Source organism: Halobaculum sp. MBLA0143, from assembly GCF_041361465.1.
Lineage (GTDB): Archaea > Halobacteriota > Halobacteria > Halobacteriales > Haloferacaceae > JAHENP01.
In genome coordinates, this window is sequence record NZ_JBGKAC010000001.1 from 1,593,256 (window position 1) to 1,607,777 (window position 14,522).

At 68.3% G+C, this 14,522-nt stretch carries 12 protein-coding genes and 1 pseudogene; 4 read left to right on the plus strand and 9 right to left on the minus strand.

Annotation, left to right across the window (positions count from 1 at the left end; translation table 11 throughout):
• Nucleotides 1-40: 40 nt before the first annotated feature.
• The 3 genes and pseudogenes from RYH79_RS08245 to RYH79_RS08255 all read right to left on the minus strand — a co-directional run bounded on the left by RYH79_RS08245 (nt 41) and on the right by RYH79_RS08255 (nt 3,138).
• Nucleotides 41-2,281, minus strand: coding sequence for an amino acid permease (locus RYH79_RS08245; protein ID WP_370898026.1), 2,241 nt, complete (start codon nt 2,279-2,281; stop codon nt 41-43).
• A gap of 83 nt (nt 2,282-2,364) precedes the next feature.
• Nucleotides 2,365-2,799, minus strand: a pseudogene (locus RYH79_RS08250) (universal stress protein); the annotation flags it as partial.
• A 90-nt stretch (nt 2,800-2,889) separates the two neighbouring features.
• Entirely contained in the window at nt 2,890-3,138 is a 249-nt protein-coding gene (locus RYH79_RS08255) for a DUF7120 family protein (protein WP_370898028.1), read from the minus strand.
• A gap of 226 nt (nt 3,139-3,364) precedes the next feature.
• Between RYH79_RS08255 and RYH79_RS08260 the strand changes: the two genes are divergently transcribed.
• A complete protein-coding gene (locus RYH79_RS08260; protein ID WP_370900819.1) occupies nt 3,365-3,742 on the plus strand; it encodes a thioredoxin family protein in 378 nt (125 codons plus the stop codon).
• 55 nt (nt 3,743-3,797) lie between these two features.
• On the opposite strand, the gene RYH79_RS08265 is transcribed toward RYH79_RS08260, so the two are convergent.
• From RYH79_RS08265 to RYH79_RS08285, 5 genes are all read right to left on the minus strand, one after another.
• Complete coding sequence (locus RYH79_RS08265) at nt 3,798-4,997, minus strand: methionine adenosyltransferase (RefSeq protein ID WP_370898030.1); 1,200 nt, start codon at nt 4,995-4,997, stop codon at nt 3,798-3,800.
• Between the two features lie 61 nt (nt 4,998-5,058).
• Complete coding sequence (gene cyaB / locus RYH79_RS08270; RefSeq protein ID WP_370898032.1) at nt 5,059-5,643, minus strand: class IV adenylate cyclase; 585 nt, start codon at nt 5,641-5,643, stop codon at nt 5,059-5,061.
• Between the two features lie 136 nt (nt 5,644-5,779).
• Nucleotides 5,780-7,069, minus strand: a complete 1,290-nt coding sequence (gene hflX, locus RYH79_RS08275; RefSeq protein WP_370898034.1) for a GTPase HflX — start codon at nt 7,067-7,069, stop codon at nt 5,780-5,782.
• Between the two features lie 268 nt (nt 7,070-7,337).
• Entirely contained in the window at nt 7,338-9,686 is a 2,349-nt protein-coding gene (locus tag RYH79_RS08280) for a DEAD/DEAH box helicase (protein WP_370898036.1), read from the minus strand.
• Nucleotides 9,687-9,710: 24 nt separating this feature from the next.
• Complete coding sequence (locus RYH79_RS08285) at nt 9,711-10,187, minus strand: SRPBCC family protein (RefSeq protein ID WP_370898038.1); 477 nt, start codon at nt 10,185-10,187, stop codon at nt 9,711-9,713.
• A gap of 217 nt (nt 10,188-10,404) precedes the next feature.
• Here RYH79_RS08285 and RYH79_RS08290 point away from each other — a divergent pair, with 217 nt between their 5' ends.
• From RYH79_RS08290 to RYH79_RS08300, 3 genes are all read left to right on the plus strand, one after another.
• Nucleotides 10,405-10,941, plus strand: coding sequence for a hypothetical protein (locus RYH79_RS08290; RefSeq protein ID WP_370898040.1), 537 nt, complete (start codon nt 10,405-10,407; stop codon nt 10,939-10,941).
• A 148-nt stretch (nt 10,942-11,089) separates the two neighbouring features.
• A complete protein-coding gene (locus RYH79_RS08295; protein WP_370898042.1) occupies nt 11,090-11,884 on the plus strand; it encodes a hypothetical protein in 795 nt (264 codons plus the stop codon).
• Nucleotides 11,885-12,103: 219 nt separating this feature from the next.
• Nucleotides 12,104-12,925, plus strand: a complete 822-nt coding sequence (locus RYH79_RS08300; RefSeq protein ID WP_370898044.1) for a hypothetical protein — start codon at nt 12,104-12,106, stop codon at nt 12,923-12,925.
• 742 nt (nt 12,926-13,667) lie between these two features.
• Here RYH79_RS08300 and RYH79_RS08305 read toward each other — a convergent pair.
• Nucleotides 13,668-14,087: a pentapeptide repeat-containing protein gene (locus tag RYH79_RS08305; protein ID WP_370900821.1), complete on the minus strand. Its 420-nt coding sequence runs from the start codon at nt 14,085-14,087 to the stop codon at nt 13,668-13,670.
• Between the last annotated feature and the right edge of the window lie 435 nt (nt 14,088-14,522).

Genomic DNA, 14,522 nt, shown 5'->3' on the forward strand with positions numbered 1-14,522 from the left:
CCGGCAACGGCTCTGGTGTCGCGGTCGCACGGCCGCAGTGTCAGCCGAACAACCGGTCGCGCAGCGAGCGGTCCGTCGGCCGCTCGGCGAGGACGACAGAGCAGTCCAGTTTCGACGCCACGTCGACGGTGGAGTCGCCGACGAGCCGGGAGACGAGCCCCCGCTCGGTCGCGCCCAGGATCACCATCGAGCAGTTGGCGGCCGCCCGTTGGATGGCCGCCTCCGTGTCGCCCGTCTCCACCCGGAGGTTCACGTCCGTCAGGCCGTGTTCTCGCGCCCAGTCGTCCAAGAACTCGACGCCTCTGTCCTCGTCGTCCGTGACGTGGAGGAGCGTGATCTCGGCGTCGTACTCCGACCGGAGGATCGACGCGAGCTCCGCAGACAGGTCCGACTCCGGTCCCCCGGCGGTCGGGAGGAGCACGTGTTCGGGGTCGAACCCGCGGTCACGCAGGGCGAGGAAGTCACAGGGCAGCCCCGAGCCGAGCTCGGAGACGCGCGACTCCAGGCGTCCGCTGTCGCGGACCGTCGGGTCCCACCCCATCACGACGAGGTCCGCCTCGTGGGTGTTGGCGGCGTCGAAGATCTCCTCGTACCCGCGGTGGGAGACGACGGTGTGAGTGTCGATCCCCACGCCGAACGTCTCGGCGTCTGCGTGCGCCTGGTCCAACACCTCGTGGTAGTCCTCCTCGAACTCCTCCAAGTGGTCTTTGGCGTACTGGAGTGAGGTCTGGTCCGGGACGGTGATGACGTGGACGGCGTCGACGGTGCCGCCACCCTGGCGGGCGGCCGCCGCCGCGAACGTGACGAGGTCCGTCTCCGTCTCCGGGTTCGACAACGGCACCATCACGCGGTACTGGCCGCCGTCCGGCTGGACGGTCGTCGCCGCGGACACGACGGGGTCCGGGAGGTCGTCTTCGCGTTCCAGGATGTACTCCGACAACACCCCCTCGGCGGTGGTGCGCGACCGGGCGTACAGGACGTACCACAGCACCGCCGCGACGACGAGCCCGCCCCCGAGCAGCCGGATAGTCGGGGAGATGTACGCGATCAGCGCGAACGACAGCAGTGTCCCGAGCACCGGCACCGCGGGGTACAACGGGACGGTGTACTCCGGCTCGTACTCCGGCACCTCCGCCTCCCGCATCACGATCAGGGCGACGTTGAGCAGCCCGTAGATCACCAGGTGGAGGAAGCTCCCCAGCGAGGCGAGCTGGTTCACCTCACCGAGGAGGATGAACAGGAGGATCAGCGCCCCCGTGATCCCGATGGCGCGGTACGGCGTCCCGAACCGGGGGTGGACGCGGTTGATCTCCGGCGAGAGGATCTCGTCGCGCCCCATGGCGAAGTTGATCCGCGAGGACGCCAGGATCGAGGCGTTCGCGGAGGAGGCGGTCGCCAACAGCCCGCCGGCCAACATTGCGACGGCGCCGACTGGGCCGAGCAGCCGGCGAGCTACCTCCACGACGGTGATGTTGCCCGCCATCTCCTGTTGTGCGATGAACCCCTGTTCGACCGCGGCAGCCATCGTGACGAGCACGAGCGCGTAGATCGACGTGACGATCACGACACTGCCGATGATCGCCCGCGGGAGGTTGCGGCCAGGCTCCTTGATCTCCTCGGCCACGCTCGTGATCTGGACGAACCCCAGGTAGGAGACGAAGATGATCCCCGTCGTCGTCAGCGTCGGACCGAACCCGGCCGCCGGCGGGAGGTTCGCGGGGTCGGCGCGGAGTGCCCCCACCACCGTGAACACGGCTAGGATCGCGACGAGGATCAGCACGATGACGTTCTGGAGCTTGCCCGTCTCCTTGGCGCCGACGTAGTTGACGAACACGAAGAAGGCGCCGCCGGCGAGCGCCACCGCCTGCACGCTCAGTGGGAACGAGAGTGTCACGCCGAGGCCGGCCAGCGTGACCTGCTCGCCGACGATGGCGACGATGTACTCTCCGAACCCGACCATGTAGAAGGCGGACGCGAACGCGAGCCCGAGCCAGTTGGCCCAGCCGGCGATCGAGCCGAACAACGGTCCGAGCGCCCGGTTGACGTAGAAGTACGCCCCGCCGGAGCGGGGCATCGCCGTCCCCAGCTCCGAGGCGGAGAAGGCTGTCAGCAGCGCGATGCTACCCCCGAGCACGAACGAGGCGATGGCCATCACGCCCGCCTCCCGGATCGCCGTCCCCGGCAGGACGAAGATCCCGGCCCCGATCATCGTCCCGATTCCGATGGTCAGGGCCGCCAGCGGCCCGAGGTCCTTCGCCAGCTCCTCGTCGCCGCTGCTCATCCGTCACCTCCGCCGTCCGTGTCGGACGCAGCCGTCTCGCTGTCGTCGTCCGCTGGGTCGTCACCGCCGTCCCCGTCCGTCGAGTCGTCGTCGGGGGTCCGCGGGAGCGCGACGACGGGGACGGTCCCCTCGGTCACGAGCCGGAGCGACTGGTCGCCGGTGAGGAACTGTAGGATTCGGTTGCCTCCGCGCGACCGGTAGGCGACGGCGGACGCGTCCACCTCGGCGGCGGTGTCGAAGATCGCGTCTACCACGTCCGTCGCGTAGGTGACGTGGTCGTCGGCGTCCGGAAACACCCGACGAACGGCCGCGAACGCCTCCTCGGCCAGTTGTTCGGACTGTTCGACGGGGGTCTTGTCCGGCACGCCGCCGGCCTTCTCCACGACGTGGAGCGTCGTCACCCGTCCTGGGGCGTACGGGGCGAGGGCAGCCGCCGTCGCCGTGGCGTCGTCGGCGTCGGCCACGGGGACGAGGACGTGCTCCAGGAGGTCGGCGTTCGTCTCGCTCGGCGAGACCATGGGTGTAGTCACTCTCGTCGCGGGTTTAATACTCCCGCAACGGCACGCTCGGTGCCCCTCTCGGAGCGACGTCGTCTCGACTGCCGGAGACTAGAACGTGTAGTCGTCGTCGGTGCCCTCGTCCTGGAGAGCGGGGTCCTGTTGTTCGTCGGTCATCTGGTCGAACATGCTCTCGTCCATCTCCGTCGCCGCGTCCTCCTCCGTCGTCTGGTAGGCGGACAGTCCCCGCGAGAGCAGCTTCTCGACCGCCTGGTCCCTGTTGATGAACTCCCCCTGTTCGACGAGCCGTTGCATCTCGCTCTCCGTCTGGTCCGACAGCGAGACTTCGATCTGAGTCACGGGCCCCACTTAGCTCCGTTCCACAAATAATCCTCGGTTCGACCCACCCACGAGAGGTGTCACGCAGCCCCACGCCCCGGGCTGTCGCGGACGACGACGGGTCCACGAGCCGTCGGGAACGGCCGGTCGAGGCTGCAGGCGTGCCCGCGAGCGCAGGGTTGTCGTGTGCGCGCCGCGTAGTCCGGCCGTGAGCGACGCGACACCCACCACGCTGGCGGCGACGGACATGGAGACGCTGCAGCCGACCCCGGAGTTCGACCCGACGGCCCACGCCGACACGGTACAGGCGTTGGGCGCAGACGGGCTCCAGTTTCACGTCTGGACGGCAGACTGGTGTCCGGACTGTCGAGGGCAGGTGCCGGCGTTCGCGGCCGTGCTGGAGGCCGCGGGCGTCGACGACGACGCCGTGACCGTCTACCCCGTCGAACGCGGTGACGACGGCAAGGTCGGCCCGGGAGTGGCCGAGTACGACGTAGACCTGATCCCGACGGTCGTCGTCTGCCGTGACGGCGAGGAGCTCACTCGTTTCGAGGAGTCGGGCCCGTTGTCCATCGCGGCGACGCTCGCGCGTGACATCGGCGAGAACGGAGACGGCGAGGCGTGAGGTGGGGACGGACGGGGATGAGACGGCCGGAGCGCTGGAGCCGCGCGACCGGCGACTAGAACGTCGTCAGTTCGCCGTGGACGGCCCGCTCGGTCACGTCCGTCACCTCGGCCAGCTTCCGGTCGGCGATGGCCGCGACCTCCTCGCGCACGTCGTCGACGGCGACGCCCTCGTCCGTGACGACCCGGGCGTCGGCGACGTGGGGCTCGTCGATGGGACGGCCGATCTGGCTGAGGATCCGAACTTGGAGGTCGCGGATGCCGTCCACCTCGGCGACGACCGCCTCGGCCACCTCCGTCGACAGCAGGTTGTAGATCTTCCCGATGTGGTTGACTGGGTTCTTGCCGGAGGTGGCCTCCATGCTCATCGGCCGGTTGGGCGTGATGAGCCCGTTGGCACGGTTGCCGCGACCGACGGAGCCGTCGTCTCCCTGTTCTGCCGACAGCCCGGTCGTCGTGAGGTAGATCGACCCCTCCTCGACGTCGTCTGCGGTGTTGACCTCGACGGAGACGGACCGGTCGGTGTGGGTCTCGGCGACCGCCCGGGTGCGCTCGCGGACGCCCGCGACAGCGTCGAGGTAGTCGTCGAGGTCGTCGACGTGTCGGTCGACGATCGCCGCCGCGACGGTCACGTCCAGGTGGTCGCCCTCGCGTTTCCCCATGATCTTCACGTCCGGCCCGAGCGCCGGGTTGTCGTCGGCGTACGAGCCGTTCAGCTCCCGTTCGGCCTCCAGGACGACCCGTTCGGTCTCCGTCAGCGGGGCGTGACCGACGCCGTAGGAGGTGTCGTTGGCCATCGGCACCTGGACGCCGTCCTCGGAGAAGACGCTCTGGAGGTCGCCCGACCCCTCGCCCAGCTTCACGTCGATCACGACATCCGTGCCCAAGTCGAGCTCCGGGGCCGTCTCTCGCAGGTACTCCCGAGCCGCATCCAACGCCGTCGACTCGACGGGGAACTGCCGGCCGTCGTACTGTTTCGTCGCCCGGCCGACAATCAGGAGGTAGATCGGCTCCAACACCTCGCCGCCGCCGAACGCCGGCGCCGCCCGCCCGGCGACCAACTGCGTCTCGTCGGTGTTGTAGTGGAGCACCTCACCCACCCGGTCGAGGTACAGCTGCGACAGCGCCCGCGACACTGCCTCCGCGACCCCGTCACAGATGGAGTCCGGGTGACCGATCCCCTTCCGCTCGACGATCTCCACGTCCTGGTCCTCGACCGCACCACGATCCAGCTCGGAGACGCGCACGTTCCTCATTACTCACAGGGTGAGCCGGCCCGGTTGCTATAACTTGCGAAAAGTAACGCCGCTCTTCGTATTACTCTGAAGAATTACCGGTGAGCAGGAGCCCGAGGTAGGAGGTGCGAATCTGTTCCGTCGGGTCGAGTCCGAGGTTCGACAGGAGGCCGCGGGCGCCGTCGCGGACGCGTTCGACGCCGGTCTCGTTCGTCTCGGCTTCCACCTCGACGAACTCGCCCAGGTCCGTCACGCGGTCTAAGGTGACAGTGTAGCCGTCGAGGTCGAAGCGGTCGCGGCGCTTCTCGACGGTCGCGGCCGGCTCGTACCCCAGCCCCGCCAGGATCCCCGTCAATTCACCGTCGTCGTCGACGACCGTCTCGTGTTCCACGCGGGTCTTCGAGCCGGCGTCGACGAGCGGACCCTTGTACGTCAGTTTCGTCCGAGTGGTCGCGTCCCCGTCGGGGTCGACCGTCTCCCGGCGGATCCGCAGCGCCTCGTCCGTCTCCGCGAAGTCGCGGTCCGGGGCGTCGTAGTACGTGTCCGTCTGCTCGACGGTCCCCAGCGCCGACGCCCCGCGGTCGGCCAGCGCCTCGCGGACCGTCTCGTGTGTGGCCCGCACCTTCACTTCGACCTCGTAGCGCCCGTGTGTCTCGTCGTCTGGCACGCCTGTCTGTCGCACAGGAGGTGTGAAAACGGTTGTCTCTCCCGCGTCCGCGCCGGCAACGCCGCGGATGGCGCCACGGGCGACGCAACCGACGACATCACAGGCGACGCGACCGACGACGCCACGGGCGACCCCGTCAGTCGTCGGTCGTCTCTTCGGCCCGCCGTCTGGCCTCGCGGACCACGTCCGGCCGGCCCACGAACGTCACCGCGACTCGGTCGCCGTCGTAGTCGACGTCGGCCGTCCCGTGGTCGTGGAGCCACGACAGAACCGCCTGTGTCTCGCCCGTGTTCGGGAGCTCGAGCCGCGTCGTCTCCGTCGGCAACAACGCCCGGAGCCGGTCGCGCAGTTGCGCGAGTCCGTCCCCCTCCGTGGCGCTGACGGCGACCGGTTGCTCGGCGTCGGGCGCCAGCCGCGCGAGCGTCTCCGCCCGTCGAGCGACGGTCGCGTCGTCGACCAAGTCGGCCTTGTTGACCACCGGGAGCACCCGGTCGGCCTCGCTCGCGAGCACGTCCAGCGTGGTCTCGGCCCGGCGCCGGAACGCCTCGTCGTCGACGGCGGCGTCCACCACCGCAACCACGGCGTCGCTGTCGCCAATCTCTCCCAGCGTCGCCGAGAACGACTCCACGAGGTCGTGCGGGAGGTCGTCGATCAGCCCGACCGTGTCCGTGACGAGCAGCCGCCGACCGTCCACCGTCGCACGCCGGGTCGTCGTCTCCAGCGTCTCGAACAGTCGATCCTCCGTGTTCGCCGTCACCGTCTCGTCGCCGTGGTTCTCCGCCAACGCCGACAGCGACAGGTCGTCGGCCAGCCGGTGGAGCAGCGTCGACTTCCCGGCGTTCGTGTAGCCCGCGAGCGCGACCAGGTCGAACCCCTGTTCGCGCCGCTCGGCCCGGCGTTCCGCCGCCGACGCCGACAGCGACTGGATCTCCGTCCGCAGCCGGTCGATCCGGTCGTCCACGTCGTAGACGATCGACCCCTTCTCCGTCCGGGAGCTCATCGACTGTACCTCCGTCGTCTGTCTGAGCCGGGGGTACTCGTACTCCAGGGTGGCCAACTCCACCTGTTTCTTCGCCCGTTCGTCGCCCGCGCCGTCCGCGAAGATCTCCAAGACGAGTCGGTAGCGGTCGATCAGCTCCGTCCCGTCCGGCAACAGACCCCGGAGGTCACCGTGCTGGCCGGGAGTGAGCTGTCCGTCGAAGATCACTGCGTCCGCATCCGTCTCGGCGACCCGTTCCGCCAGCGTCTCCGCTCGGCCGCGCCCGAGGTTGTACGTTCGGTCTTCGCGGCGCCGCTGAGTCACTGTCGTCACTGTCTCGAACCCCGCCGCCGCGGCGAGGCGTTCGATCTCGTCCGTGTCCGGTCGTTCGTCCGCGTCGCGGGCCGCGATCACCGCGCGCCCGCCGTCGAGTCTCTCTCGTTGCATTCGTGTCGTCGCCGCCGCGCCGACCCGGCCCGTCACGGTCGGGGTGACGACCCGGGCGACGGACGACGCGTCGCTCGTCGAACAGTTCGTCCCACGGACGGATACGCCACTCGGCGCGAGAAGAGCCGTCCGTGCCGTCCCGACGAGCGCGTCCCCGTCGACGCGCTCACCGGCGCGTCGCGTGTACGGTCTGCATCTGTCTCCGAACGAGTGTTCCTGTCACAAGAGTGTTGCTGCTCCGTGTGGCTCTTTCACACGGGAGCGAGGGTCAGATTCCGCCGTCCACCTCGACCCCGGCCAACTCGGCCGCGAGCGTCGTCGCCTCCGGCTTCGACAGCGGGTCGTTGGCGTTGCCGCAGTGTGGCGACTGGACACACGCCGGACACCCCTCCTCGCAGTCACAGGCGGCGATGGTACGGGCGGTCTGTGCGAGCAGTTCCTCCACGTCGTCGAAGGCGGTGCGGGTGATCCCGACGCCGCCGGGGTGGCCGTCGTAGACGAACACGGTCGGCGCCTCCAGCTCTGGGTGGTACGGGGTCGACAGCCCGCCCACGTCGGCGCGGTCACACAACAGCCACAGCGGGAGCAACGAGATACTGCCGTGCTCGGCGGCGTGGATGCCGCCGTTGAAGCCGTACTCGCCGCCGTGTTCCCGCATCCGTACCTCCAGGTCCTCGGGGACGGTGTAGTAGAACGCCCGCGTTTCGAGGGAGGTCTCCGGGAGGTCCAACGGCTCGCGCCCCAGCGTCTCTCCGGTGGTGCCGTCCTTCCGTTCGAACCCGGTGATCTGCTCGCGGACGGTGACGGTGCCGAACCGGACGGTCACGTCCGGCCGGGCAGACAGCGTCTTCCGCCGGTGTTCCTCGCCGACGGTCACGTCCTTGTCCGTGAGGACGGACGTGTAGTAGTCGGCCCAGGTGGGCTGGAGCTCGGCGGTGTCGCGGTCCAGATCCAGCTCCGTCACCTCGTAGTCCGTCCCCTGGTGGTGGTAGATCGCGCCCGGGTGGGCGTCGCGCAAGGCGTCGCCGAACGACAGCGAGGCGATCCGTTCGTTCGAGCGGGCGCCACGGAGCGTGATCTCTCTGTCCTCGACGGTCCGGAGGTTCATCGAGTAGTGAGGACTCTCCTCGCCGGCGTGGGTCCACCGAGTGCCGCGGCCGGTCTCGCGGCGCTCCAGGGCCCCGTCGGTCTCCAAGTCGGCGACGACGTCCGGGAACGTCTCCCCGAAGTGGCGGTCGTCGTCCGGGGACAGCCAGTTCTCGGCGGCGGCGGCGGCGACGTGGTCCGGCAGGAGGGTGTCGTTGTCCGGGTCGGAGACGGCGTCTTCCGGTTCGCCGTCGAAGAAGTCGTCCGGATTCGACAGCAGGTACTGGTCCAGTTGGTCCTCCCCGCCCACCATCACGACGAGCGCTGGGTCGTCGCCGCGACCGGCGCGCCCCGCCTGTTGGAACGCCGACATCCGGGTGCCGGGGTAGCCGTCCAACAGGACGGCGTCCAGCCCGCCCACGTCGACGCCGAGCTCGAGCGCGTTCGTCGACCAGACGCCGCGTACGTCGCCGGCGTGGAGCCCGTCTTCGATCTCCCGGCGGCGGTCGTGTGTGAGCGCCGCCTGGTACGCCTCCACGCTGCCCGCGAGGTCGTTCCGGCCCCGTTCACGGAGTTCGTCGGCGCTGTCGGTGGCGTACCGCTCTGCGGTCTGGCGGGCGCGGGTGAACGCCAACGTCTGGTGGCCCTGAGACAACAGGTCGACGAACAGCTGTTTCGCCTCCGTGTGACTCGACTTCCGGCGGCCGCTCTGGCGCTCCTGCTGGCGGTCGGTGTACTCCGGAGGGTTCCACAGCACCCAGTGGCGCGGACCGCGCCCGGAGGTGTCCTCGTCGACGAGCGTGAACGACGACTCCGGGGCGCCGACCGTCCGGGCGGCGTGGTCCACCGGGTTGCCGATCGTGGCGGAACAACAGACGAACTGCGGGTCGGCGTCGTACCGCTCGCAGAGCCGGCGGAGCCGGCGGAGCGTCAGCGCCACCTGGCTGCCGAACACGCCGCGGTAGCTGTGAACCTCGTCGATCACGACCAGTTCCAGCGACGAGAAGAACCACTCCCACAGGCGGTAGGCGTGTGGCAACAGCGCGTAGTGGACCATGTCCGGGTTCGACAGGACGACCGTCGGCTGGCGGTCCCGCACGTCGCGTTTCTCGCCGTCGCTCATCCGGCCGGTGTACTGGTCGACGGACACACGAGAGCCGAACCCCAGGTCGTGGGCTAGTTCCGACAGGGTCTCCTCCTGGTCTTCGATCAGAGCGTTCTGCGGGCCGAGGTACAGCGTCCGACCGCCGTGGTCCATCGCCCGTTCGAACGCCGGGACGGTGTACGCGAGGCTCTTGCCGCTCGCGGTTCGGGTGGCCAACACGACGTTGTCGCCGTCGCGGACGGCGTCGATCGCGTCCGCTTGGTGGTCGTACAGCGCGTCGATTCCGCGGTCCGCGAGGGCGTCGGCCAGCCGCGACTCCAGCTCGACGTCGGTGAACGACGGCTCACGACCCGGGAGTACGCGGCTGTCCGCGATCTGCCCCCGGTAGTACGGTCGGTTCCGGAGCCAGTCGACGATGTCTTCCACAGCAACTGGAGGGCCGCGGCGCGCTTACCGGTTGTGGTCGGCGTGGTCCGGCACCCCGTCGGCGTACGCCCCCGACTCGACGCGGCGGGTCAGCGCCTCGTTCATCTCGTCGAAGCCGTCGGCGAGGAAGCCGACGAGCGACGACGGCACCGCCGCGCCGACCGGACCGTCGAGCCGCTCGAGTTGGGTGAACTCCGTCCGGTCGCCCCCCGCCAGCGGCCGCAGTTGGAAGGCGTGACTCACCCGCACGAGCCCGCCGCCGGGGACCGCCGCCTCCCAGGCGAGTTCTCGCTCCGGGTCGACGCGGGTGATCTCCGCCCGGATCGGCACCGGAGGGAATCGTGGCTGAGCGATCACGGCCCGCACCGACTCTCCCTCGACTGGCTCCCCCTCGACACGCGGGAGCAACGGGTTCCAGGCGCCGTACCGCTCGAAGGCGGTCAGGGCCTCCCACACCGCCGCCGGCGGGGCGTCGATCTCGACTGCCGCGGTGACACTCACTACGGTGTCGTAACGGCGCGGCGCGTATCAACGACGCGGTCGGAGTGGTGGCCAGGTTCGGACGCCGACCCAGAGCCGAAGTCGGAGTCACGTTCGAACTTCGACTCGGACCCCGAGCCGGGTTCCGACCCGGAGTCGTGGAGATCGGCACGCTCGTCGCGTTTGGCTCGCTAGCTCGTAGGAAGATACTAATACAGTTAGTTCGAACAATAGTCGTATGCCAGCGTACGACCCCGACTCCGAGGGTGACGGCCGGTACGTCGCCTCGTTCGTGGCGGCGGCGGCAGACGTGTCACCAGTGTTCGAGCGCCGAGTGGAGACGGTGTTCGACGAGGTGCTGGGCGGCGCCGACGCCGACGAGTGGTACCGGACCGGCGACATCGTCGCCGCGTTCGACCGACTGGAGGCGGAGGCCGGCGAGAAGACGATGGAGAAGGGTGGTCGCGCCGCCTCGAAGGCCGTCCCGTGGCCCGACGGGGTCGAGGGTGTCGAGGAACGACTCGCGTTCCTGGACGACGCCCACCGAGACGCGTACAGAGACAGCGAGATGGACGCGCCCGGCGGGGGGTACACGTTCGAGTCCACCGGGGACCGTAGCGCTCGCGTCGGTCTCACCGACGCGTACCCGTACCCGGACTCGTTCGGCCGCGGTGCGTTCAAAGGGGTCGTCGACACCACCGTCGGGACGATGCCGGTGTTGGAGCAGGTGCCCTCGCGTGACGGGGAACGGACGGCCTGGGAGATGGAGTGGTGAGTCCGGGCGGTTCGTGTCTGCTCGCGGCCGTCGCTCCTCGTCTTGTCCCGGCTTGTCGAAACAATCATCTCTGACGGCCAGGTACGTCCGTGCGCCAACAGAAATGGACGCCGGGCAGACTGATTTTGGAGTACTCGCGGTCCCAGTAGTGCTCGTCGTAGTCACGTATCTCGTGTTCGATCTCACGACCACCGTGGTCGGGATCTGGATCTTCGTCGAACTCGTGACAGTGTGGCTGTTGTACGGTGGTCTGGCGATGGTCACACGACCGGAGACAGACATCCGAGAGCGTGGGGCTCTCTTCTTTCCGGGGCCGGTCGACTGGATCGACGAGCGGTTCGACGCCGACAGACAGGTGTCGCTCCCGGGTGTCCCGCCGGTCTACCCGAAGAACCTCCGGTTCGCCGTCCCGACAGCGCTCCTCATGGCGATCGGTGTGCTCGGTGTCGGGGCCGGACTCGCCACCGACGGCGGGATCGGGTGGAGAAGCGGCGGGAGTACCTCGGAGCTGATCGCCGCCTTCACCATGTTCGATCGACCGGTCGTCGCCGCCGTCGGTGCGATTGTCGTCGTCGCACAGATCGTTCGGTTCTACCGGTGTCACGTCGCCACCGGCCGGTACGAACGACTGACGGCGTACATGGTGCTCGATATGCAGGCAACCTACATGTTGATCTACATCTTCGGGCTGTTCCCGTCGGCCGTCTACCTGCTCGTGACGTTGGTCACGAGCGAATTTCTCTTCTCCCCGGTTCTCGGCGAGTCGACGGCACAAACTGTGTGGCCCGTTGTCGCTGCTGGCGGTCTCGGGGCCGGCAAGCTCCTGCTCGAACGGTACCGTACCCGCGGGGAACGACGGTCGGGACTCGATGGTGACGACTCCACGACGAGACTCACACCGACCCCCCGCCGGGATCTGACTCAACACGCGCCGACGAGCTGACGGGACGACCCGGCCGTTCGGACGGCAAGTGAGCAGCATGGCGCTCCCCACTCACCCCGTAGTAGATACGACGATATCGTTGCTAGCTTTTCTTGTCCTAAATGTATCTATTTCTTATCTATCAGACGGTATACTATTTTGCAATAGATACTGCCTGTTGCGATGCAAGATAACGGTGGAAGGGAACCACAAGAGCGTAGAGATACGACCAGACGGGAAGTGCTCGCGGCGTCGGGCGGGTTCGGCGGTGCGGTGATCGGTCTGGGTGGCATCACCGGACAGGCTGCGGCCGAAGACGGCCGGCTGACCGAAGACGAACTGGTGAACTCGGTGCGCGAGTCGCGTCACGTCGGCCGCCGCCGCAAGTACAACGACCGTCGAGCGGAACTGCTCGGTGGAGCCGACTCGCTCCGCGAGGTCGACGAGTCCGTGACGATGGGTGAAGACCACCCGGACACCTACTTCGGCGAGTTCGAGAACGCGCGACCGCCGTCGGGCGAGTACGACGCGATCACCGAGCCCGGTGCACACCGCGAGCGGGACGCCCCCATCACCGTCGACCGAGAGTTCCAGAGCCAGTACCTCGACACCTTCACCGTCGGCGGAGACCTCGGTTGCGCCACTATCGAGGGAGTCGAACTGTGTTCTTCTGTCAGCGCCGGGTTCAAGATCACCGGGACGAGTGTTGTCGAAGTCAGCGGTTCGTCGTTCGTGGACGTGGTTCTCTCGGGTGGAAACACCGAGATCACGCTGAGGCTGGCGGGGCCGAGCTTCGGTATCGGACCCGGGAAGTACGACGGCTTCTGCATCGATGCCGGGACGAAACTCCCCGGGAAGCTCCCCGCTGGTTCCGTCGAGATCTGTGGGGAGGTCGGCTTCGAGACGAGGAACGGCGGCGAAGAGGCCCGAATTTCACTCGGAATCGGCGGGGGCGACGTCTGCGTCAACGTCTGTTCACCGATCGACCGTTCCGTCTGTGCCACCATCGTCAAGATCGGTGCCACGTACGAGACGGACTGGTTCGACAACCCGCTCCAGTGACGTGAACCGCCGGAACGGCCAGAGTCGGCGTCACGAGAGGCCCGTACCCGGCGTCTGTTCCCGTCTCCAGTTTTCGTTCGGTCGGGCACAGATAGCGTGGTCGTTCTCGGTGGGTGTCGGAGTATCTTTCTACGTCACGCTCGTTCATCCGTCTCGACGGAGGGAGAAGTGCTAGACTGCGGCCGATAAATGCGAAGATCTAACCCTGTGTGATTTCTTACCACAGACCGTGTGCGTCTCGTATCGACACGCCGACCACGCAGCGGGCAACGAGTCGTTACGACGGCACCGGCCGGCGACTCCCGCCGTGGGTGGACGGCAGCTACGCCGTCGGTGGGAGCCGGACGCCCGCAGTCGCCGTGGCCGACACGACCGACGTCGCCCCCCCCCCCCGCCCGAAACTGGACGGGAGGGGGAGACGGAGCCGACGGCGAGGGGATTCGACGCCGGGCGACTCGTCGACCCGTTACACCACCGGCAGAGACGCACGACCGACACCGCGTCGCCGACCGTCGACCGGGAGACGGCGAGTGACGCCGGAACCACCGGAGACGACGCCAGGCGGCGAGTAGTGGCAGCGCGCCGGCGACGAACGACACACAGGAGACAATGTCAGACAACGAGGACACGACCGACGGGGACCCGGGTCGACCGGCGCCGGATGGCCCGATCAGGACCACTGGCGCGACGGACGACATCGAGCCGGACCCCCAGGCGCAGGCGCTGCTCGACGAGGTCGGACTCACGCCGGAGGAGGCGGCGGAGTTGGCGGCCGAACAGCGCGCTGCCGTCGCCGAAGGCTCGACCGACTCGGGGAGCGAGACCAACGAAGCCGAGAGCAGCGAAGCCGAGACCAACGAAGCCGAGAGCAGCGAAGCCGAGACCAACGAAGCCGAGAGCAGCGAAGCCGAGACCAACGAAGCCGAGAGCAGCGAAGCCGAGACCAACGAAGCCGAGAGCAGCGAAGCCGAGACCAACGAAGCCGAGAGCAGCGAAGCCGAGACCAACGAAGCCGAGAGCAGCGAAGCCGAGACCAACGAAGCCGAGAGCAGCGAAGCCGAGACCAACGGAGCCGAGAGCAGCGAAGCCGAGAGTAGCGAAGCCGAGACCAACGAAGCCGAGACCAACGGAGCCGAGAGCAGCGAAGACGGGGCGGATCCAACGGACGACCCGCCCGGACTGGACGAGACTGACGACACCGCGGGGGCGGGCACGGCGTCTGTCGAGACGGCGAGCGGCGACGACGCGCTCACGGGACCGTCGGACAACGACGGCGAGGCGCCAGACGGCGCAGACACTCCTTCCACAGACGGTGAGACCGCGGGCGGCAACGAACGGGCGGGCGGTGAGCCGAAGAGTGACTTCGGCGACGCCGTCGAGACGGGCGACGAGCCCGGAGCCGGAGCGGCCGATAGTGACGACGAGACGATCGACGACGACGAGACGGGCGACAACGACAACAAGACGACCGACGACGAGACGGGCGACAACGACAACAAGACAACCGACGACGAGACGGGCGACAACGACAACAAGACGACCGAAGACGACGAGACGATCGACAACGACAACAAGACGACCGAAAACGACGAGACGA

What these genes read in the sequence shown, in the direction of transcription:
- RYH79_RS08245 (WP_370898026.1), bottom strand. Translation starts at nt 2,281, where the DNA reads ATGAGCAGCGGCGACGAGGAGCTGGCGAAGGACCTCGGGCCGCTGGCG.
- RYH79_RS08260 (WP_370900819.1), top strand. Translation starts at nt 3,365, where the DNA reads ATGGAGACGCTGCAGCCGACCCCGGAGTTCGACCCGACGGCCCACGCC.
- RYH79_RS08265 (WP_370898030.1), bottom strand. Translation starts at nt 4,997, where the DNA reads ATGAGGAACGTGCGCGTCTCCGAGCTGGATCGTGGTGCGGTCGAGGAC.
- hflX (WP_370898034.1), bottom strand. Translation starts at nt 7,069, where the DNA reads ATGCAACGAGAGAGACTCGACGGCGGGCGCGCGGTGATCGCGGCCCGC.
- RYH79_RS08290 (WP_370898040.1), top strand. Translation starts at nt 10,405, where the DNA reads ATGCCAGCGTACGACCCCGACTCCGAGGGTGACGGCCGGTACGTCGCC.